This window comes from Acinetobacter sp. WCHA29 (assembly GCF_002165335.1).
Taxonomy (GTDB): domain Bacteria; phylum Pseudomonadota; class Gammaproteobacteria; order Pseudomonadales; family Moraxellaceae; genus Acinetobacter.
The window spans coordinates 38,114-55,528 of sequence record NZ_NHRQ01000018.1 but is presented as its reverse complement, the minus strand read 5'-3'; the positions used below and the strand labels follow the sequence as shown (position 1 = coordinate 55,528).

The following is a 17,415-nucleotide window of genomic DNA, read 5'->3' as shown; positions in this document are numbered from 1 at the left end:
CTCGATCGGTCACTTTACCTAGGCAAAAAGGTTCCATTTTTGCCCATTGGGCATCAGTAAGTATGTATCTATCCATACTACTATTATAAATTAATCAGTTGCCTTTGTTAATTCTCAACAAGCCCTAGCCTTTTAGCAATATAACTAACCTTTTATATTATGAGGATCTTGAAAGGGAGCTTTAGATGCACTCTCTATTAATCCGAATTCTGCTTAAGCCAATGCTTCGCAAATTTGAATAGTTGGTCTATTTTGATGACAAAGCTGATAAGCACATAAAAGATTCATTAATTTTTTGCAGAAATCATCCAAAATACAAAATAATTCGGTAATATAATTCATTGAAAGCCTTTTTATTATATTTTATATTTAAAATCAATATTTTGCAAATTCAGATTTTTTCTACTCTTTTTTTATATCGCACTCAGGTTAATTTAACTAAATTTTCTCTGTACACGACAAATTTCATAGGACCCTTGTCCTATCAGGCTTTTTCTTTCTTAAAATTGCGAGCACTTTATTAAATTCTTCTTTTTTTCCAAAACCAATCAAACGTAGAGTAACCATTTGAACATAGTCCAAACCGTAGCGAAATAAACTTACTGAAAGTCGTCCATGCTTCTTTATTTTTATCGCTTTTTTTCGATCATGTTGCCATTCACCTGTTAAATAGCACCAACAGAAACCGATGGCTAGCACTGCTATCAATTTCTTGACTCGTCTAGGGTCTGTTAAACGAGTATTTTCAAGATTGAATCCACGTCCTTTCAGACAACTAAATAAGGTTTCGATTTCCCAGCGTAATGCATAATCACCAATAGCAGAAGCATTAAACATAGGAGAAACAACAAGTAAAAGTTCTCCATCTTCTAATCGTAACGCACTAATATACAGTTTCACTCCACCGACCCAAATACGTCGTTTACGACATTCAGTTTAACCAACTTGAAGATGACGAAATAAATCACTAATTTTATGATGCTTGGCTAAGTAATTGGTCACAATAAAGTTTTTTTAACACGTATACAGAAGTGAATGTCATTTTCAATTCACCATGTAAACCATTTCTCACCGATAAATTCTCTGTCTGCGAACACATTCACAATACGATCTTTACCAAAAATGGAGATAAAGCGTTGAATCAAAGCAATACGCTCTTTTGTATCTGAATTGCCACGTTTATTGAGCAATGTCCAAACAATAGGTATCGCTATTCCACGATAGACGATGGCTAACATCAAGATATTGATATCTCGTTTTCCCCATTTCCAGTTGGTTCTATCCAAAGTTAATTGGACTTTATCGAATGAAAATATATTGAAAATTAACTGAGAAATTTGACGATAATTGAAATACTGATCTGCAAAGAAGCGTTGTATACGTCGATAAAATGATTGTGGTAAGCACTTGATGGGTAAGGCTTTAGATGCAGAAGAAAGGTTACATGTCTGTTTTACAATTAATGCCAGCATAATCAGTGTAAAACATTTTACATGTGACTTGTTCCACTTTAGATATTTGTTTAAGATGAGATGTAACTCATTGAAATGTGTCATCATATTCGTCGTCAGAAAACAAGTATTATGCCATTATTTCAATGAGTTATCTTTTTTGTCGTGTACAAAGATAAATTTTACTTTCGCATCCACTCAGCAATATCCAATAAAGCTTGTGCTGTTTTATCCCAGCCTAAACAGCCATCGGTTACTGATTGCCCATATGTCATATCGCAAGAAATCTTTTGATTCCCATCCACTAAATGACTTTCAATCATCACACCACGAACTTTCGACTCAGTACGTTCTGCAATGATCTGCTTTAAAACATTCGGTTGTTGTAATGGGTCTTTGCCACTATTGCCATGACTACAATCAATCACCAGTGCCGGTAATTGCTTATGTTTGAAATGCATGGCTTGGATCGAAGCTAAATCATAATTAGTTCCATGATTTGAACCACGTAAAATCAAATGTGGTAAAGGATTTCCATTGCTATGCAAAATTGCAGGTAAACCTTGTTGGGTCATACCTAAGAATTGATGACCATGCAGTGCAGACTGAATCGCATCCAAAGCAATTTGGATTGAACCATCTGTACCATTTTTGAAGCCGATACTGTAAGGCATATGGCTAGAAATTTCACGATGAATCTGTGATTCACTGGTACGTGCACCTATTGCACCCCAAGCCAGTAAATCATCAAAATAACCTGTTGCCATTGGGCTTAAAATTTCGCTGGCAATCGGCAAGCCTTTTTCGATGAGTTGTAAGTAAAGTGCACGAGACTTTTCTAAACCAAGTTGTAAATCTGATGATCCATCTAAATTTGGATCATATAAGAAACCTTTCCAACCCACGGTAGTACGCGGTTTTTCAATATATGCACGCATCACCAAGAATATTTGATCTTTTACTTGTTCTTGTAGTTGTTGGAGGCGATCAGCATATTCGAGTACCGCGATAGGATCATGAATCGAACAAGGACCCGTAATCACCATTAAGCGATGATCATGTCCAGATAAAATATTCTGAATCGTTTGACGATGTTTTGAAATTTGCTGCGCTAAAGTTGCAGACAAGGGATATTGTGCTTTGAGTTGTGATGGCAAGCTAAGTATTGATTCTTTTGAATGAGTGTGTGGTTGTGTCAAAGCAGTATTTAAAGCATTCATTTTCAATTCCTTTGGACTGACCTTCTTCGCAGTCCTATCATTTATTTGAGCAAGTGTGATCTAAGTGATGTTGATTTTTTTGCAAAGTAAAACCAAGAAATCTTGCTAAAATATGAATAATTGAATGTATACATGGTATTTCTCCTAAAATCATGATTGTTAAAGCATAAAAAAACCTGATCGGTGTTGCCGATCAGGTATTAACTGGTTGGGCAACCCTTTTTTGCTGCCCGAAACGCATCAGGCAACTACATATATTGCCAAAAATAAAAGTATGCGTTTGTGTTTACAGTATGCTTTAACATGTTTATTTCAAATATCTAAAAAACTGTTGCTAACCCTTAAATTACGCACTATTTCAGCATTTGACAAGTGTTTTTGAAAAATATTTTGTAGCATTTAACGTACCAAACCTTGCGGTTGTAAAATGATTAGGCAAGCACCACAAAGAACAACGATCCCACCCAAAATATCCCAATGCGTTAGCATGACTTGATCGACATAACGCAACCACATTAGGGCAGTAAAAATATAAATCCCGCCATAGGCTGCATAAATACGACCTGATGCCGCAGGATGCAAAGCCAGTAACCAAACAAAGACGGCTAAGCTTAACGCCGTAGGAACCCATAACCAATGCGACTTTCCTTGATTCAAAATTAAATAAGGAAAATAACAACCTAAGATTTCAGCGATTGCTGTGACGAAAAATAACCCAAATACTTTAAGTACTTGGGTTATAGAGAAAGACAGTTCAAACATTAAGCAGGTTCAGCACTCGGGTTAATATGATCTTCAAATACTTCCAATTTTAAACCAATGTTTTTGCCATTTTCTGTTTTCACAGAAACCGCAACGTTACCACCATGCTCTGCAAGCTCACCAAATAAAATCATCTCAGCAAGTGGCTTTTTCAAATGCTCTTGAATCAGACGTTGCATTGGACGAGCACCCATCAGACGGTCATAACCATTAGCTGACAACCAATCACGAGCGCTTTGATCAACATCAAGTACCACTTGTTTCTCATCAAGCTGCGCTTGTAACTCAGTCAAGAATTTATCTACAACTGAGTCGATAATCGTAGTCGGAAGTGCTTTAAATTGAATAACACCATCCAAACGGTTACGGAATTCTGGCGAGAATGCACGTTTCATTGCATCCTGATTGTCTGCACTATGATCTTGTTCAGTGAAACCAATACTCGCGCGAACAATACTTTCTGCACCGATGTTAGTCGTAAGAACAATGATCACATTTCTAAAATCAGACTTACGGCCATTGTTATCTGTTAAAGCACCATGATCCATGACTTGTAACAACAAGTTGAATACATCTGGATGTGCTTTTTCAATCTCATCAAGCAAGAGTACACAATGCGGATTTTTATGAATCGCATCTGTCAGCAAACCACCTTGATCATATCCAACATAGCCTGGAGGCGCACCGATCAAACGAGAAACTGCATGGCGCTCCATATATTCAGACATATCGAAACGAACCAACTCTACACCGAGCAATTTCGCAAGTTGTTTCGTAACCTCGGTTTTACCCACGCCTGTTGGACCTGCAAAGACAAAACTTCCCACTGGTTTATCTGGTGCTTTCAAGCCTGCACGAGATAATTTGATCGCTGATGCAAGTGCTGTAATCGCTTCATCTTGGCCAAATACAACACGTTTAAGATCACGTTCCAAATTCTCAAGTACAGACTTGTCATCTTTAGATACTGTTTTCGGTGGAATACGCGCAATCTTAGAAACGATGTCTTCGATATTTTCAACCGAGATGGTTGTACCATCGACTTCAGCTTTCAAACGGCGTTGTGCACCAGCCTCATCAATCACATCGATCGCTTTATCTGGTAAAAAACGATCATTGATAAATTTAGCTGACAACTCAACAGCAGCAACAAGAGCTTTATCATCGTATTCAACATGATGGAAATCTTCGAACTTACTTTTCAAGCCACGTAAAATTTCAATCGTTTCACCAATACTTGGTTCATTCACATCGATCTTTTGGAAACGACGAGACAAGGCATGATCTTTCTCGAATACCTGACGATACTCTTGGAAAGTTGTTGAACCAATACAACGCAAAGTACCATTCGCTAATGCAGGCTTAATTAAATTCGATGCATCCATAGTGCTGCCCATACTCGAGCCTGCACCAATGATCATATGAATTTCGTCAATGAATAAAATCGCATTTGGATTCTTTTTCAAAGCATTCAACAACTGTTTTAAACGTTTTTCAAAGTCACCACGATATTTAGTCCCTGCAACCAAAGCACCAATGTCTAAGCTATAAACTTCAGCATTTGCAAGTGGTTTTGGTGCCTTGCCATTTACAATCAGCCAAGCTAAACCTTCCGCAATTGAGGTTTTACCTACACCCGGATCACCAACAAGCAACGGATTATTTTTACGACGTCGACATAAAATTTGTGCTGCACGCTCAATTTCTTTTTCACGTCCAATTAAAGGATCAGTTTTGCCCTTTTGTGCTTCGATATTTAAGTTAAGCGTGTATTGCTCAAGTGGCCCAGCATTTGCTGAAGCTGCACTTTCACCTTCAATATCTTCAACTTCTTCTTCAACTTGAATCTCATCTTTACGAGTGCCATGAGATAGGTATTGAGTCAAAGTTAAACGGTTAATTTGATGACGTTTAAGTAAATAAACCGCGAACGAATCTCGTTCTGAATACATTGCAACTAGAACATCTGCACCTTCAACCGTACGGTCACCACCACTCGATTGAACATGGAAAATTGCACGTTGCAAAATTCGATCAAAGCTCTCAGTTGGATGAGGCGCCTGTTCACTATTATCACCAAGTTTTGGGCTATGTTGCTCTACATATTCCTCTAATTCTTTACGCAATGTAACGATATCAGCACCACATGCTTTTAACGCATTGACTGCTGAATCATTATCAAGTAAAGCAAGCAACAAGTGTTCAACTGTCAGAAACTCATGTCTCTTTTGACGAGCCATGCTAACAGCCAAACGTAACGATACTTCTAATTGACGACTGAGCATGCAACCCCCTTATATTTTGTGCTTCATCTAAAAGGATAATATTAGAATAAGCTGGTATTAACTTGGTTTGTCTGAGGCTTTAAAGCGTTATCTAGTATACGTTTACAATAACACTTTACTTCATAATCTACAGTTAGCATTACTTGAGTATCTTGGTCAAGATTCAAAACAAAGTATTGTTGTAAAATTTCGATTACAAAGAGAATAAGACTCGCCTAGTCGCTCAAAAAGACAGCAAATCTATTCTTTATTTATGAAAGCGTATTCAACCTATGAAAAATTTTAATATGCTATGATCTTAGTTAAAACCTAACAAATCATGTATAGGTTGAATATAAAGATTGTCAGTATATTGATTCATATTTTTAGCACAAAACAATATATGTCTTAATTTACCGATTAAATCTCATATCGAAAGATAGCCTTATTTTCTAAAGACCTATTCGCAAGATATGGTTACTCAAAGTGATATTCAGCAGCTTTTTTACGCTTTCACTCTTAGCTTATGAGCCATATATGACGCAAGTGCATTGCTTTTTTAACGCTGTTACTCGCAACAAAGCTTCGCTTTTTTTTAACGCTTTCACTCCCAACACAGTTGCTCGTCTTGCGCAGCTAAAAAGCTTCGCTTTTTTTAACGCTGCTCAGGTTCGATCTGACACAATAATGGATGGCCTTGAGATCGTGCAAAGTTATTCACTTGATTCGCTTTTGTTTCTGCAATATCACGTGGATAAATACCTGCTGTTCCTTTGCCTTCATAATGAACTGTCAACATCACCTGACTTGCTTGATCAAGATTCATTCCAAAATAACTTTGTAGTACCTCAATAACAAAATCCATCGGTGTGTAATCATCATTCAGTAAAACAACAGCGTATAGTGGCGGTTTTTTTAATTCAGGTGGTGCTGTCTGAACAATGACTTCGCCATCATGATCCTCTTGCGAGTCACTTAAACGTGGATTTAAGTGCCAATCGACATATCCAGATTGATGAAAGGCATTTTTCACTTCACTTAAATTCATTTGACGTTTATATCTTCGCATATCTAGTTCTTACTAAATTTTATTGGGCATTTGCTTCAGCTTGAGGAATTTCTGATACAAAAGCAGAACTCACATCAACAGGTTGACCACGTTGCCAACTAAAGCGTTTAATCACTGGTGTAGCTGAACCAGATAAGCGAACTTCAATGAACTGAGGTGTGAAACCTTTAGGCATGGTCCAGCGCCCAGTCAACCGTTCAAAATCATCGAAATTAAAATTGGCATCTTCTAATGGCACAACCAAAACTTCAGTATCTTTAATTAATCTTAACTCAACACTACCAACAGCTCGACGTTTATTTGGGCTTACTTGAACCAAGTCCAGTTGATATTCAAAAGCATTTTCGGGTAAAGATTTAATCGCTAAATTTTGTACAGTTAAACTAACACCACCACGTTGTCTTAAAATTTCACGATAAATGGCGTTCATACTTTCAAACTGAGTTTTATCAGCATTAGCTTGATTAATACCTTTAAATAACTCATCGGCATTACTAACCGCCATATCACGTTCTTGAACAGCAGCATTTAAACTCTTACTAACAGAATCCAAAGTGGTTTTTTGCTTTTGTAGAACATCAACAAGTTGTTCAGCATCTGCATCATAACCAACAACAGTCAAACCTTGACGATGCCCAACAGTATATCCCAACATAAAACTACTACCAATCAGTAATGTAGCAGCAATCACTAAAGGCAAATTCGTCTTGAGGAATTTATTTTTTTTAACGGAACTTTCTGGTGAAGTAGTCGGTTCAGCGTTTTCCATCATCATCTCTATCGTTATGATTTACATCAAAGCACACATTTAAATCCAAATTTAAATGTGTGTGAAGTAAAAAAGCGTTTTTTATGGTAATAAACCAATACCTTCTAAACCAGCAGCTTCATCAAAATTGAACATTAAATTCATATTTTGAATCGCTTGACCTGCTGCACCTTTCACTAAATTGTCTTGCGCAACTAATACGATCAATTTATTTGGTTGAGGTTGATATAAAGCAATACGTAGCTCATTTGCACCGCGCACACTACGTGTTTCAGGCGAACTATTTGCTGGCATTACATCAACAAAACGTTCATTTTCATAGAAACGCTCATACAATGCTTGTAGATCTATATTCTGAGCTTGCTCAGTCAAATCGACATAAATTGTACTCAACATACCACGAATCATCGGTACAAGATGTGGAACAAAAATAAGATGATTAAATTGTCCCTTTTCACCTGAAATGTTTTCTAAAGCTTCAACAATTTCTGGATGATGACGATGTCCAGCGACACCATAAGCTTTAAAATTATCAGCATTTTCACTGTAAATCATGCCTAAACTAGCTTTGCGACCTGCGCCCGATACACCAGACTTTGCATCGATGATAATACTTTGCGGATTGATCAATTTTTCTGAAGCTTTAAGTAAAGGAGCTAAACCCAACTGTACTGTTGTTGGGTAGCAACCAGGATTACCAATCACTTGAGCTGTTCTAATTTTTTCACGATTTAGTTCAGTTAAACCATACACTGAATCGACTAATACATCTGGACAGCTATGTTGCATGCCGTACCATTTTTCAAATTCAGATAGATTTTGCAATCGAAAATCTGCAGCAAGATCAATTACTTTAACATTAGAAGCTATCAACTCTTCCGCATGTTGCATTGCAACTCCATGTGGCGTTGCAAAAAAAACAACATCACACTGCTTTAATGCATCTAGGTCAAGATCGGAGAACGCTAAATCTGTATGCCCTCTTAAGCTTGGAAACATATCTGCAACACGTTTTCCTGCTTCAGTTCGAGATGTTAAAACACGTACTTGGGCTTGTGGATGCCTTAATAAAAGACGTAATAATTCGACGCCTGTATATCCAGTTCCACCGACGATGCCAACAGAAATCACGTGCTCTACCTCAAACTATAAATAGTGGTTGTAGTATGGCAGTTTGACGCCATTTCCACAATCCATAACCCTATAAGTTATATAGCATTTCTAAGTTACAACTTGAGGGATTGATTTTGTATCTAGCTAAAGTTAGTAAAAATATAAAAATTTCTAAAAACAAAAATGTAAATTTAACAACTTATTTTTCACTTAACTGGTCGCCATAACATTAAAAACAGTGTAAAAGTTCTGTCAAATTGTTTTATATAAATTCAATTTTACCACTGGTCAAGAAATACTATTGAATCATCTAAGTATTCGCATAGAATAAAAACCATGCGGTAATAATAAATTTCATGGATGCTAAATTTTGGAGAGCTGGAATGCCTTCTTTGAGATCAAAACAAAGATTAAACCAATACATCAGTTTAGGCGTAAGCAGTATTTTTTTGCTTAGTCCAGCTTTTCTAGTAGGCTGTGGAAGTGGTGAAAGCGAGGCACAATATGTCCCACCCACTCCAGAAGTTGTGATTCCAAAGCCTAAAAACTTCGATATTAAAGTTCCAGTAGAAATGCGTGATGTTATAGTCAAAGTATATGATAATTTTGATGATTCTTTAGTCATAGAACAAAATGTTAGTACTACTTCAAATCTCAGTATTACCTTACCGAAAGTACTTAATACGGATCATTTGTATAGAATTGAAATATCTACTACACCTAACTCATTAATTTATGATTTTCTCAATGGCCAATATAAAAGCTTCTCTTTAACTTTTAATGCTTTAGTAGAAGTTAATACTAGCAATTTAACGCAACCAATCTATATAACCCCAAGCTCTGAAGCAATTTATCAACGTGCTATCGTAAGATCTGGTCAACTCCCTACAGACATCATTAACTCCAAACAAGTTAGTGCATTACAGCTACAATTTGCGACTAATGATGTCAACAGTGCCTTATTAAATGGCTTTTCAAATGTTGATTTACCAAACTTATCATCAAGCACAATACTTACTATATTTAAATCAAATAACCTAACTGTTGCTACCATCAATAAATATATTAATACCTATTTAAACTTTGGCTACATTCAACAATGGTCAAGCTCCAACCCTGAAAATGCATTTGTTGAATTTACCAAGAACTTAGCAATCGATTTAAAAGATGGTTATTTAGATGGAAAAAAAATACATGGAGATCCTAGTCCACTTGTTTCATTAATTGACCCAGCCCCTGAAAATACAGATCCAAATAAAAACACTTTAATTAACATTGCAGAAAATCAAAAAAATATTAGAGATCAATATGCTGGATTATTAAAAACTGCTGTACTAAAACTCGCCACAAAGTATGAGCAACAAACATCTAATCCACTTGGATATATACAACTTGAACAAAAAATATACTCAGGTACCGATCCAAAAATGCAAGCTACAGATGTTTTCAGAGTAGCGGGGGCTGGTGACTATAGAAGAGCTGTAGGCTTTGCCGTTAATAGTTCAACATCAAAATGTCTAGATTCGAATTATTTATGCCAATCAGGTGTAACCGGAATCAATACTGTCTTTAATCCCAATTTACCTTCTATTGAGTATCTAATTGGCAGTTACGAAGATAAAATTAACGATTGCAAACTAAATATCAGAGCTAACGGTGTTTTAGAACTACAAAAAGGTACTCAAATCTTCACTTCAAAACTTGATGGCGATAGTACTGATAATTTAATGCTCATCAATAATACAGCTCAAGACTACCTACTCAATAGTAGTTCTACTGACATCGACTTTACTTTACAAAAGTATAAGTTTATTCAAATAAAACTAAATGGTAATCAAGTATTAAGTGCTAGTGCGGGCCTAGATACTCGCAAGGCACCTGATCAACTACAAACAACCCAACTTGAATGTAGTTTTATTTGATTTAGTACCACCACGCAGGCAATTGAATACTTTTTAATTGCCTGCGATTTTCGATATAACTTTCATCATACTTCGCCACTTCACCCCAAAATGCTGCACTATGATCAAAATACTTCGTATGTGCTAATTCATGTATACACACTGATCGTACATTATGCATCGGCATTAATACTAATCCCGCGTTAAGCATAATGTCATGTTCTGAACTACAACTTCCCCAACGTGTCTTTGGCTTTCTCACCGTGCATTCGCCATATTGTAAGCCCGTCTGCTCACTTATTAAGTTTAAATATTCTGGTAAAAACTGTTTCGCATATGCTAATACAGCAGCTTTTAAAGCTAATTCAGGGCTTTCATTTCGAATAAATAAAATATGTTGTTCCCAGTTAAATTTAAAAATATGACGTTGCTGTTGCTGAATAATTTGAAATGGTTGCAAATGATAAAATAAAACAAGTTGTTCAGGAAAATTTATAGTCTGATTAAATTGTTCTTGTTGCTTGCTCCATGTCTCTAATAACCATTGTTCAGACTGTTGCAGAAATTGCTGAATCTGCCGCTTTGTACAAAAGATAGGGACTGTTAAACGAATACCTGTAGGTTCAACACGCAAACGCAAATTTCTCGCTCTTGCATGTCGAACTACTTTAATTTCAGGCAATTGTGTTTCAAGCGAAACTGATTGCATTACTGTGCCGTACGTTCTTCAATACCATTATTGGTTGCAACAATCGCAATACTAGCTGCATTCAAAGCAAAAATTCCATTGGTTACCACACCTGGAATATTGTTGATCGTTTTCTCTAAATCAAGTGCGTTCAAAATATTTAAATTAAAAACATCTAAGATAACGTTACCATTATCAGTAACAACACCTTCGCGATAAACAGGATCACCACCTAAAGCTACGATTTTACGTGCAACTGCAGAACGCGCCATTGGAATTACTTCGATAGGAAGTGGAAAATCACGTCCTAATTGATCCACCCATTTAGAATCATCAACGATACATACAAACTTCTTAGCAATTGAAGCAACGATTTTTTCACGAGTTAATGCAGCACCGCCCCCTTTAATCATATGCATATGACGGTCAATTTCATCTGCACCATCGACATAGGCATCCAAACTACCTACCGAGTTCATATCAACCACTTCGATACCTAATTTTTTAAGACGTTCAGCTGTTGCATTAGAACTTGCTACGGCTGCTTCCAATTGCAACTCTGGTAATAGATCAATTAAAAAATTAACAGTACTTCCAGTTCCTACGCCCAAAATGCCGCCTTTAGGCAAATGTTTCAAAGCTGCTTTTGCCGCAGCTTGTTTTTTTTCATCTTGGGTTGCATATAGACTCATGACTTCACTCAACTATTTTGACATTTGCTGCAAGAAAACAGCGCAAATGCACAGGGGTTTGCTACAATGATTGCCTATTTTAAACTGTTATAGGGAAGATGAACATGCTGTCTCGTGTGGTACGACAAATTTTACAAGCAACGGTTTATGACGTTGCGATTGAAACACCGCTTGAAGCAGCTCCACGAATTAGTCAAAAAATTAACAATAACATTCGATTTAAACGTGAAGATTTACAACCTGTATTCTCTTTCAAGCTACGCGGTGCTTACAACAGGATTAGCCAACTTCCTAAAGATCAACTCGATCGAGGTGTGATTTGCGCATCAGCAGGTAACCATGCACAAGGTGTTGCACTGTCTGGAAAAAAATTAGGCATTCCAGCCATTATTGTCATGCCAAGCACGACCCCTGACATCAAAGTACAAGCGGTTAAAAACTTAGGTGGACAGGTTGTTTTACACGGCGATAGTTTTGATGTTGCCAATAAATATGCCAAACAACGTGCAGAAGATGAAGGATTAGTTTTTATCCCACCTTATGACGATGAACTCGTGATTGCTGGTCAAGGAACGATTGCCAATGAATTATTGCGCCAATGGCGTGATGTTGAATATGTTTTCGTTGCTGTCGGTGGTGGCGGGCTCATTGCGGGTGTTGCAGCCTATCTTGGTGAAGTTGCGCCACATGTCAAAGTCATTGGTGTTGAATATGAAGAATCTGCGTGCCTAAAAGCTGCTCTTGAATCCAATGAACGCGTGATTCTGCCACATGTGGGTTTATTTGCGGATGGTACAGCCGTTGCTCAAATTGGTGAATTGCCTTTTGAAATGATCCGCTTATCTAAGTCAGATAATTCTGGTCCAATTGTTGATCCAACAATTGTTACGGTCAATACCGATGAAATCTGTGCCGCAATCAAAGATACCTATGATGAAAATCGCAGTATCGTTGAACCATCAGGGGCGATGGCCTTAGCTGGGATCAAAAAATACGTTACCGAACATCAGCTCACTGGAAAGAACATGGTTTCAATTGTTTGCGGTGCAAACATGAACTTTGATCGTCTCCGTTATATTGCTGAACGTACTGAATTGGGTGAACGTAAAGAAGCAATCTATGCCGTCACAATTCCTGAGCAGAAAGGTGCATTTCTTAATTTCTGCCGTGCTCTACAAGGTCGTAATATTACTGAGTTTAACTATCGTGCCAGTGATGATAGCCAAGCTCAAGTATTTGTTGGGATTAGCTTGAAAGGTGGCGAAGTTGAACGTCACGAAATCCATGAATTACTCAAGCAACAATATGATGTCGATGATTTATCCGATGATGAAGTTGCAAAACTGCATATTCGTTACTTAATTGGTGGTCACGCCAATCTTGAAAATGAACGCTTGTTCCGTGTTGAATTTCCAGAGCGCCCAGGTGCCCTACTGACTTTCTTGGAGCGTCTAGGTCCAACGCATAACATTACGCTATTCCATTATCGTAATCATGGTGCAGCCGAAGGTCGTGTTTTAGTCGGTTTACAAGCAACTGATGCAAAACAAAATCCAGATGGATTGATCGAAACTTTAGAGAAAATTACTTATCCTTATGCTGAGATCAGTGACAATACTGGTTACAAACGTTTCCTTAAATAAATCACCTGATCATTTAAAGCCGACATCATGTCGGCTTTATTTTTACCCAATGATCTTGATCTTTTATATGTGATCGCAAACAAAATCATTACAAACAGATCAATTAATCCGCCTTAAAATGAATAAAAAGACATTTTTATCATTTAGTTAAGGACAGTTATGGCACAGTTTGCAGTCATTGGTTTAGGTAGTTTTGGAGCAACTGTTGCCTTAGAACTGACCAAACTCAATCATGATGTGATTGGCATCGACACCATTAAACGAAATGTAGAGAGCTTAGCTGATCGCATTACACATGCGGTGATTGCAGATGCAACCGATGAACATGTATTAGAAGAACTGAATATCCAAAATTGTGATGCCGTCGTGGTCGCGATTGGTGAAGATATTGAAGCCAGTATTCTTTGTGTTTTAAATCTAAAAAATTTAGGGGTGGATAAAATCCTCGTTAAAGCCAAAACTAAAGCCCACCACACTATCCTCTCCCATTTAAACGTCAGTAAAATTATTCACCCTGAAGAAGATATGGGTGTGCGGGTTGCTCAAGCGTTAAATTATCCCATGGTTAGCCGTTATATGGCTTTGGATGATGATCGTTATATTGTCAAAGTTCCAGTACAAGCAAAGCTGAATCATGTGAATTTATCGGGCATCTTAAAACAAGAACCTAATATCAAACTTTTATTACTTAAACGTGATCAACAAATTCTATATGAAACCGATGTGAATTTTACTCTACAGGCTGGAGACGTACTTATTTTAGAAGGCTCGCTCAGCCATCTCCGAAAGCTCTCAGGATGTTTTGTATAAAATGACGATAAAAATAAATACTCAAAAAATTTTTAACTTAAGTCCACCCTCCTTATTAGCGATTGGGTTTCTAAGTTTTATTATCATTGGAACACTATTACTCAAACTCCCTATCGCCAATAAAGGCAATTTGAGCTGGATGGATGCCTTATTTACAGCAACATCGGCTGTAACCATTACAGGTTTATCTGTAGTGAATTTAAATGAGTCTTTTAATCATCTCGGGCAAGTTATTATTCTTTTATTAATCCAAACAGGTGGTTTGGGTTTTATGACTTTTGCTATTTTGGCAGCCTTAAGTCTAGCGCCTAAACTCGGGCTAAAACAACAAATGATGGCACAAGATAGCTTAGGTCAAACCAGCTTATCTAAAGTTACCTTTGTGGCAAAAGGTGTGGTGATTTATACACTTTTTTTTGAACTGATTGGCGTTATTATCTTAAGTACTTCTTTTATACCTATTTATGGCTTTGACCGTGGATTATATTATTCAATTTTCTACAGTATTTCTGCATTCAATAATGCAGGGTTTTCGCTATTCAATAACAGCTTAATAAATTTCCAAGGTCATTATCTTATCTGTTTAACCATTAGTACGCTATATACGTTAGGTGGAATTGGTTTTCTTGTTTTAATTGACGTTAAACAAAATAAACGTTGGAGTAAACTTACACCGAATAGCAAGCTAATCCTCAGTGCAATCGCAACACTAAATATTGTGGCTTTTATTTTGATTTGGCTTTTAGAAGCCAACAATCCACTTACTTTAGGTTCAATGAATATTGGTGAACAAGCCATGAATGCTTGGTTCCAAGCGACAGTACCTCGTTCATCGGGATTCAATACGATTGATACAGGTTCGATGGAACACAGTACAACACTGCTCACGATGCTATTGATGTTTATTGGTGGCGGTTCACTGAGTACCGCAGGTGGTATTAAAGTTGGTACTTTTGTAATATTGCTGTTGTGTGTGATTTCATTTCTACGGCGTAATGAAGAAATTCGTATTTTCAATCATTCAGTCTCGCAGGAAACAACTTATAAAGCACTTGCCGTGACAGCAATTACAGGTATGTTAGTGTTTACCGGCTGTTTCACAATTTTCTTACTTGAACCTAAACTGGATGTTTTAGATCTTATGTTTGAGGTTGTTTCGGCTGCATGCACTGTTGGTTTATCTCGTGGTGTTACAGGTGAATTGCATGATGGTAGCTTATTTGTTTTGAGCTTACTGATGTACACAGGTCGACTTGGGCCATTAACACTCGCCTACCTGATTGCTACACCAAAGAAAAGTCGTTTGAAACATGCAAATGCCAATATTCAGATCGGATAAAACTCTGAATATTGCTCAACCACAATCACCTGCCGACAAATTCCATCGGCTTGGCGTTGTTGTTCAAACGTACTTTTTGACATCACTTCAAAATGATCACAGAAACTAATCTCTTGTTCATCAATTGAATAAATCAAAGATTGGTTTCCCACACCGTGTAAGGTGTCATAAAACACGATAACAAAGTGACCATTTTCAAATGCCTGCTGAATCTCGGAATAGGTCAAAGCAGCCTGAATTGGAATCTGAAGACCTTGGGCATCCAAATAACTTTGCTTTTCTTTCTCATCAATATTCGGATCAGGGTCAGTATACAATGACACTTCAAAGCCTATTTTTTTCAGTGCCACAGCCAATGCTATGGTAAAAGTTCCCTCTTGTTGGTCATGGCGACATAACTGAATCAGGTCAGCAATATCAATATGGATCTGATATTGCTTTAAGATCAACCAGATTGCGAATACGCCGCAATTTGCTTCAAGCTGCAACAATGACTCAGGAATATTTAAACTCATTTAATACCAATTCATCAAAGAAACGCCTAAACCCGCATAGGTCGCACGATGGTTATAATCGATCAAGCTCTCACCATAACCATCAAAGAGTTGTAGATGTCCACGCAACTTACCTTTGATTGGGAATGCCCAGTCAAATTGCACAGCACCATGCGAGCGATCTCCACCTTTTAATGAATGACGTAACATTAGCGAGAAATCATTATCATCATGGCGATAAAATGCTGTTAAGTCTCCACGCCCCATATAATCCTTAATATCAGGATTATTATCATCTTTGGCATTTTCTTCGACACGGTACCAAGGACGTACCACCAACGCAAAATTATCTTTTTCAAACCCTAAATTAAAAATTACACGGTTCCAACTACGTGATAATGGATCAGAACGACCATTGGATTGATGATTTAAAGTCACACCTAACAGACGCGCATTTAAACCTAAAATTTCATAGTTGGTTCTGAACATCAAACTTGCTTCAGGCTCGTAATTGGTCTCACGAAATGGACGTGATTCCTCAGAGTTGTAAACCTGCCAACGTGAAGACTGCGTATACCCCAACCAGACATCACCATTATTGCCTAAAATATTTTCTAAAGCCTTTGTTTTCAATGAAATCTGAAACTTAGCTTCTGTAGAGGTTAAGTTTTGTTGATCTTTAACAGTATTGTTTGGATTGGGGCTACTAGGAAATTCATTCTTATCACTGGTCCAAAATGCGGGCAGCAAATAAACAGGTTGATAAGCACGAATATTCCACACCCCCAGTTTACTTTCTTCCGACAACTCCCAACGGCGGTCCAGCAAGGAAACATTCGGATCAAACTTGGGCGCAGCACCCAATAAATGCAGGTCACTAACTTTATGAACCACCTTGTCTTTTAAAGATTCAGGTTTGTCTGGTTCATTCGACTCGACCACAGGCACAGCGGCTGTGACCACAGGTGCGGCATCTGTCTGAACTTGTGTTGGAATAATGGTCGGCGCCTTAAAAAGGCTATCATAACAAGCTAAACGCTCTGCACTAGAAGCCAAGGCAACACAAGCATCAACAGTTGCTGGACTAGCAGGTGTAGTTACCTGCGCATTTACACCAGACGTAGCAAAAGAACCAAGTATAGCGACTACACTTAGTTCAAGATGACCACGTTCAAATGATTTGAACGCCATAAATGTCTC

At 37.5% G+C, this 17,415-nt stretch carries 14 protein-coding genes and 2 pseudogenes; 4 read left to right on the top strand and 12 right to left on the bottom strand.

Annotated features, from left to right (window positions below):
* Positions 1–465 precede the first annotated feature (465 nt).
* The 8 genes and pseudogenes from CDG59_RS11620 to argC all read right to left on the bottom strand — a co-directional run bounded on the left by CDG59_RS11620 (position 466) and on the right by argC (position 8,666).
* Positions 466–1,556: pseudogene (locus CDG59_RS11620) on the bottom strand (IS4 family transposase).
* Between the two features lie 77 nt (positions 1,557–1,633).
* Positions 1,634–2,671, bottom strand: coding sequence for a 3-deoxy-7-phosphoheptulonate synthase (locus CDG59_RS11615; protein ID WP_087545476.1), 1,038 nt, complete (start codon positions 2,669–2,671; stop codon positions 1,634–1,636).
* Positions 2,672–3,070: 399 nt separating this feature from the next.
* Positions 3,071–3,433: a YnfA family protein gene (locus CDG59_RS11610; protein WP_005160065.1), complete on the bottom strand. Its 363-nt coding sequence runs from the start codon at positions 3,431–3,433 to the stop codon at positions 3,071–3,073.
* Complete coding sequence (gene clpA / locus CDG59_RS11605; RefSeq protein ID WP_087545474.1) at positions 3,433–5,718, bottom strand: ATP-dependent Clp protease ATP-binding subunit ClpA; 2,286 nt, start codon at positions 5,716–5,718, stop codon at positions 3,433–3,435. The genes CDG59_RS11610 and clpA overlap by 1 nt, the downstream gene beginning before the upstream one ends.
* Positions 5,719–5,759: 41 nt before the next feature.
* A pseudogene (locus CDG59_RS15780) lies at positions 5,760–5,918 on the bottom strand (ATP-dependent Clp protease adaptor ClpS); the annotation flags it as partial.
* Positions 5,919–6,352: 434 nt separating this feature from the next.
* A complete protein-coding gene (gene clpS / locus CDG59_RS11595; RefSeq protein ID WP_005160061.1) occupies positions 6,353–6,766 on the bottom strand; it encodes an ATP-dependent Clp protease adapter ClpS in 414 nt (137 codons plus the stop codon).
* Positions 6,767–6,785: 19 nt separating this feature from the next.
* Entirely contained in the window at positions 6,786–7,535 is a 750-nt protein-coding gene (locus CDG59_RS11590; protein WP_087545472.1) for a DUF6776 family protein, read from the bottom strand.
* An 81-nt stretch (positions 7,536–7,616) separates the two neighbouring features.
* The gene (argC, locus tag CDG59_RS11585) at positions 7,617–8,666 is read right to left on the bottom strand and encodes an N-acetyl-gamma-glutamyl-phosphate reductase (RefSeq protein WP_087545470.1); all 1,050 of its coding nucleotides are present in this window, start codon (positions 8,664–8,666) and stop codon (positions 7,617–7,619) included.
* Between the two features lie 365 nt (positions 8,667–9,031).
* Between argC and CDG59_RS11580 the strand changes: the two genes are divergently transcribed.
* The gene (locus tag CDG59_RS11580) at positions 9,032–10,570 is read left to right on the top strand and encodes a hypothetical protein (RefSeq protein WP_087545468.1); all 1,539 of its coding nucleotides are present in this window, start codon (positions 9,032–9,034) and stop codon (positions 10,568–10,570) included.
* Between the two features lies 1 nt (position 10,571).
* On the opposite strand, the gene CDG59_RS11575 is transcribed toward CDG59_RS11580, so the two are convergent.
* Both CDG59_RS11575 and rpiA read right to left on the bottom strand, forming a co-directional pair.
* Positions 10,572–11,258, bottom strand: coding sequence for a M48 family metallopeptidase (locus tag CDG59_RS11575; protein ID WP_087545466.1), 687 nt, complete (start codon positions 11,256–11,258; stop codon positions 10,572–10,574).
* The gene (gene rpiA / locus CDG59_RS11570; RefSeq protein WP_087545464.1) at positions 11,258–11,929 is read right to left on the bottom strand and encodes a ribose-5-phosphate isomerase RpiA; all 672 of its coding nucleotides are present in this window, start codon (positions 11,927–11,929) and stop codon (positions 11,258–11,260) included. Before rpiA ends, CDG59_RS11575 begins: the two co-directional genes overlap by 1 nt.
* Before the next feature lie 98 nt (positions 11,930–12,027).
* Here rpiA and ilvA point away from each other — a divergent pair, with 98 nt between their 5' ends.
* The 3 genes from ilvA (at position 12,028) to CDG59_RS11555 (ending at position 15,721) form a co-directional block, all read left to right on the top strand.
* Complete coding sequence (ilvA, locus tag CDG59_RS11565) at positions 12,028–13,572, top strand: threonine ammonia-lyase, biosynthetic (RefSeq protein ID WP_171063558.1); 1,545 nt, start codon at positions 12,028–12,030, stop codon at positions 13,570–13,572.
* 159 nt (positions 13,573–13,731) lie between these two features.
* On the top strand, positions 13,732–14,382 hold the full coding sequence (locus CDG59_RS11560; RefSeq protein WP_005160048.1) for a potassium channel family protein: 651 nt from the start codon (positions 13,732–13,734) through the stop codon (positions 14,380–14,382).
* 1 nt (position 14,383) lies between these two features.
* A complete protein-coding gene (locus CDG59_RS11555; protein WP_087545462.1) occupies positions 14,384–15,721 on the top strand; it encodes a TrkH family potassium uptake protein in 1,338 nt (445 codons plus the stop codon).
* On the opposite strand, the gene CDG59_RS11550 is transcribed toward CDG59_RS11555, so the two are convergent.
* Together CDG59_RS11550 and CDG59_RS11545 are read right to left on the bottom strand one after the other, a co-directional pair.
* Positions 15,709–16,236 carry a cysteine peptidase family C39 domain-containing protein gene (locus CDG59_RS11550; protein ID WP_087545460.1) on the bottom strand — a complete coding sequence of 176 codons (528 nt, stop codon included), beginning with the start codon at positions 16,234–16,236 and terminating at the stop codon, positions 15,709–15,711. The genes CDG59_RS11555 and CDG59_RS11550 overlap by 13 nt on opposite strands.
* Entirely contained in the window at positions 16,237–17,406 is a 1,170-nt protein-coding gene (locus CDG59_RS11545; protein WP_087545458.1) for a phospholipase A, read from the bottom strand. It abuts the gene before it with no gap.
* Positions 17,407–17,415 lie beyond the last annotated feature (9 nt).

Excerpts from the sequence above, each read along its gene's own strand:
- CDG59_RS11615 (WP_087545476.1), bottom strand. The coding sequence starts at position 2,671 with ATGAATGCTTTAAATACTGCTTTGACACAACCACACACTCATTCAAAA.
- CDG59_RS11610 (WP_005160065.1), bottom strand. The coding sequence starts at position 3,433 with ATGTTTGAACTGTCTTTCTCTATAACCCAAGTACTTAAAGTATTTGGG.
- clpA (WP_087545474.1), bottom strand. The coding sequence starts at position 5,718 with ATGCTCAGTCGTCAATTAGAAGTATCGTTACGTTTGGCTGTTAGCATG.
- clpS (WP_005160061.1), bottom strand. The coding sequence starts at position 6,766 with ATGCGAAGATATAAACGTCAAATGAATTTAAGTGAAGTGAAAAATGCC.
- CDG59_RS11590 (WP_087545472.1), bottom strand. The coding sequence starts at position 7,535 with ATGGAAAACGCTGAACCGACTACTTCACCAGAAAGTTCCGTTAAAAAA.
- CDG59_RS11580 (WP_087545468.1), top strand. The coding sequence starts at position 9,032 with ATGCCTTCTTTGAGATCAAAACAAAGATTAAACCAATACATCAGTTTA.
- CDG59_RS11575 (WP_087545466.1), bottom strand. The coding sequence starts at position 11,258 with ATGCAATCAGTTTCGCTTGAAACACAATTGCCTGAAATTAAAGTAGTT.
- rpiA (WP_087545464.1), bottom strand. The coding sequence starts at position 11,929 with ATGAGTCTATATGCAACCCAAGATGAAAAAAAACAAGCTGCGGCAAAA.
- ilvA (WP_171063558.1), top strand. The coding sequence starts at position 12,028 with ATGAACATGCTGTCTCGTGTGGTACGACAAATTTTACAAGCAACGGTT.
- CDG59_RS11560 (WP_005160048.1), top strand. The coding sequence starts at position 13,732 with ATGGCACAGTTTGCAGTCATTGGTTTAGGTAGTTTTGGAGCAACTGTT.
- CDG59_RS11555 (WP_087545462.1), top strand. The coding sequence starts at position 14,384 with ATGACGATAAAAATAAATACTCAAAAAATTTTTAACTTAAGTCCACCC.
- CDG59_RS11550 (WP_087545460.1), bottom strand. The coding sequence starts at position 16,236 with ATGAGTTTAAATATTCCTGAGTCATTGTTGCAGCTTGAAGCAAATTGC.
- CDG59_RS11545 (WP_087545458.1), bottom strand. The coding sequence starts at position 17,406 with ATGGCGTTCAAATCATTTGAACGTGGTCATCTTGAACTAAGTGTAGTC.